Below are 2,721 nucleotides of genomic sequence, written 5' to 3' on the forward strand. Positions count from 1 at the left end.
GCGGACCCCAATAACAGTGGGAGTAAAATGTTTCCATTCAAAATCATTAGATGCCATCGCTGTTGCTCCTGAAATAAATGAATGTGACAGTGGTCATCATCAACTCAATTTTTTGTAACAAGCCTGACCTCAGACTCCGTGCAGAACCCTTAAAAGTGTGGAGTACCATACGGAAGTGTTTCTTTTTGAAAAATAGAGTTTCTAGTTGTGTCATTGTTTTTGTGTGGTGTTTTATTCTGCTAAGTTTTTTTTTTTTGAAATTAAAAATAAGTTTTACGTCATATCGTATTTATTTCATGATGTTGGGTTGACTTAGTTTATTTGTAAGGTGTGTTTTCGTATGTGTTTCATAAATAAAAAATATTCCATATAAAATATTTTTTAACATTTGCAGGGAGGGGGATGTGTTTGTTATTTTCAATTACGCAACTATACTCCTCATAAGCGTATTTTTAGTACTTTTCACAGAGTGTGATTATATTCAGCGTTATTGTTCCCGGAGGGGAGAGATGCCGAAAAATATGACGGAAGGAGAATGCAAAGAATTCAATCGTAAGATTGGGGCGTTTTTAAGAAAATGCCGTCATGAGCGTTCTCTTTCCGGTACTGCTGTTGCTGGCCAGTTAATGATTAGCCAACAGCAGGTATCCCGGTATGAGCGGGGAGAAAGTGCGGTAGGGCTTTTTCAGCTGGACAGGATACTCCAGGAGTACGGGGTTTCATGGAACCGGTTTGTAACTGAAAGTTTTACCGGAATTCCGTATTCGTCATACGACAGTGTTTTTCCTCAGTCTGTCAGGATTACGCCTCCGGGGTGTAAAATGAGATTTTAATCCCTCCGGGCGCGATATAACCAAACGGGCTAAATACTCAGGTGTAACGATAATTCCGCTGTTGTGCCGGCATCATCAGTTTAACGATGATATTTTTATGACCTCCTGTTCAGCGGGCGGGTAAAGCCCGGTCCTGTCTGATTTTAACAACCAACCAATATTACGGAATGAAAATGGCTAAAAAAATACAACTGACTGTGGTGGCTGTCACCTCTTTATTTCTTGCGGCATGTTCATCGGTTCCGCCCAAAAAAAATACGGACGCAGTGAAAAAAACACCGGTGACACAGCAGTTCCGCTCTGCCACACCGGCTGTGACCGGAAATAATGCGGCACAGGCGTATGTGGGCAGTAAACAAACGGCATCACAGGGGATTGTGATTGCATCCACCAACAATGCCTGTGTGGACGGATTTAATTTCCTTAAAGGCGTGAACCAGGCTGAGTTTGATGATTTTTCATCAAGCTACGGACGTATTAATCAGAACTATACCTTTTTAAACGTCAATAAAGAGATTATGGATAAAGACTCCCGTGAAGTGTTATCCATGACGCTGAATAAAAAACTGGACACCTTATGTGCCAAAGTTCAGTACGCTGGTTTCATTGGTGTGAAGGATAAAATAAAAGCACTGTCTGACATTTGATTTTTCTGAATTTTTAATCTCATTTCGGGGATGTATTCATGCCTGTTACTTCGTATTACTCAAAAACAAAGAGGGTAACAGCCTACCTGTTGCTTTTTTTGCAATTATTTTTTCCTGTGTCGACGGCAACATTATCTGTTGCCTACGCGGCAGAACATGACAATGAATTAATCATGTCAGAAACATTTGACGGACTTAATGCATTGATGAATACATCTCCGAGCCCGGTTCCGCCTCCGAAACCACAGGGTGGAAAAACCGCTTCCGGCAGCACTCTGAGTGGTGAGAGATTTACCGTTGATATGCCGTCCGGTTCGGACAGTGGCTTTATCTCCGGGCAGAACGGCATGCCGTTCCCGATGAGTGTCAGCACACTGCCTGACTCGGCGAATCCTGCACCGCGTGATAACACCGTGCGGACCGATGATATCTTCAGTGCGTTGCCGACTCTCGGTCTGCCGGACATTTCTCCGGAAGATGAAGCGGCACAGAATGAAGCCCGCCTGGCGGGTAACGCCTCACAGGCCGGGCAGATCCTCTCCAGTGAGAATGCGGTGGATGCATCTCTCGGCTACGTGCGCAGTATCGGTGAAAGCCTGATTAACCAGCAGGTGAATGACTGGCTGAACCAGGTGGCGCATGCCCGTGTTCAGTTCGGCAGCAGTAAAACCGGGGAAGCGGACGTACTGGTACCGTTAATCGATAACCCGGACAGCCTGTTATTCACACAGATCGGGCTTCGCGCTGATGAAGAACGTACCACCACCAACTTCGGTCTGGGCTACCGTCAGTATGAAGACGGCTGGATGTGGGGTGTGAACAGCTTTTATGACTACGATATCACCGGCGGTAACTCGCGGGTCGGTGCCGGCGGTGAGTTATGGGCCAACTACCTGAAGTTTGCGGCTAACGGCTACTTCAGGGTAACAGACTGGCACCCGTCAAAACTGCATGAAATGCGCGATTACGACGAACGCCCGGCGAACGGGTTTGATATCCGTGCGGAGGGCTATCTGCCTGATTACCCGCAGTTAGGTGCATTTGCAAAATATGAACGGTACTTCGGCGACGGCGTCAGTCTGGCCGGCAACCCCTCTTCCGGTGAGCTGAAAAATAACCCGTCGGTCTCCACTGTCGGGCTCAGTTACACCCCGTTCCCGTTAATGACCCTCAAAGGTCAGACATCCCGCGGCGATTCGAATGACAGCAAAGTCGGTATGGAGCTTTCCTACCGTTTCGGT

At 46.6% G+C, this 2,721-nt stretch carries 3 protein-coding genes; all 3 read left to right on the top strand.

From position 1 onward, the window contains the following. Positions 1-509 precede the first annotated feature (509 nt). Positions 510-833 (top strand): helix-turn-helix domain-containing protein, encoded by a 324-nt coding sequence (locus tag X965_RS18505; RefSeq protein ID WP_051997423.1) that lies wholly within the window; start codon positions 510-512, stop codon positions 831-833. Between the two features lie 173 nt (positions 834-1,006). Continuing rightward, the gene (locus X965_RS18510; RefSeq protein WP_253280793.1) at positions 1,007-1,480 is read left to right on the top strand and encodes a hypothetical protein; all 474 of its coding nucleotides are present in this window, start codon (positions 1,007-1,009) and stop codon (positions 1,478-1,480) included. A gap of 173 nt (positions 1,481-1,653) precedes the next feature. Next, on the top strand, positions 1,654-2,721 hold a 1,068-nt coding region (locus X965_RS18515), incomplete at its 3' end, for an inverse autotransporter beta domain-containing protein (RefSeq protein WP_036419717.1).

The organism is Morganella sp. EGD-HP17 (assembly GCF_000512315.2).
In the GTDB taxonomy this organism is placed as follows: domain Bacteria; phylum Pseudomonadota; class Gammaproteobacteria; order Enterobacterales; family Enterobacteriaceae; genus Morganella; species Morganella morganii.

Bases quoted from the DNA above. Each gene is read 5' to 3' on its own strand.
- X965_RS18505 (WP_051997423.1), top strand. From the start codon at position 510: ATGCCGAAAAATATGACGGAAGGAGAATGCAAAGAATTCAATCGTAAG.
- X965_RS18510 (WP_253280793.1), top strand. From the start codon at position 1,007: ATGGCTAAAAAAATACAACTGACTGTGGTGGCTGTCACCTCTTTATTT.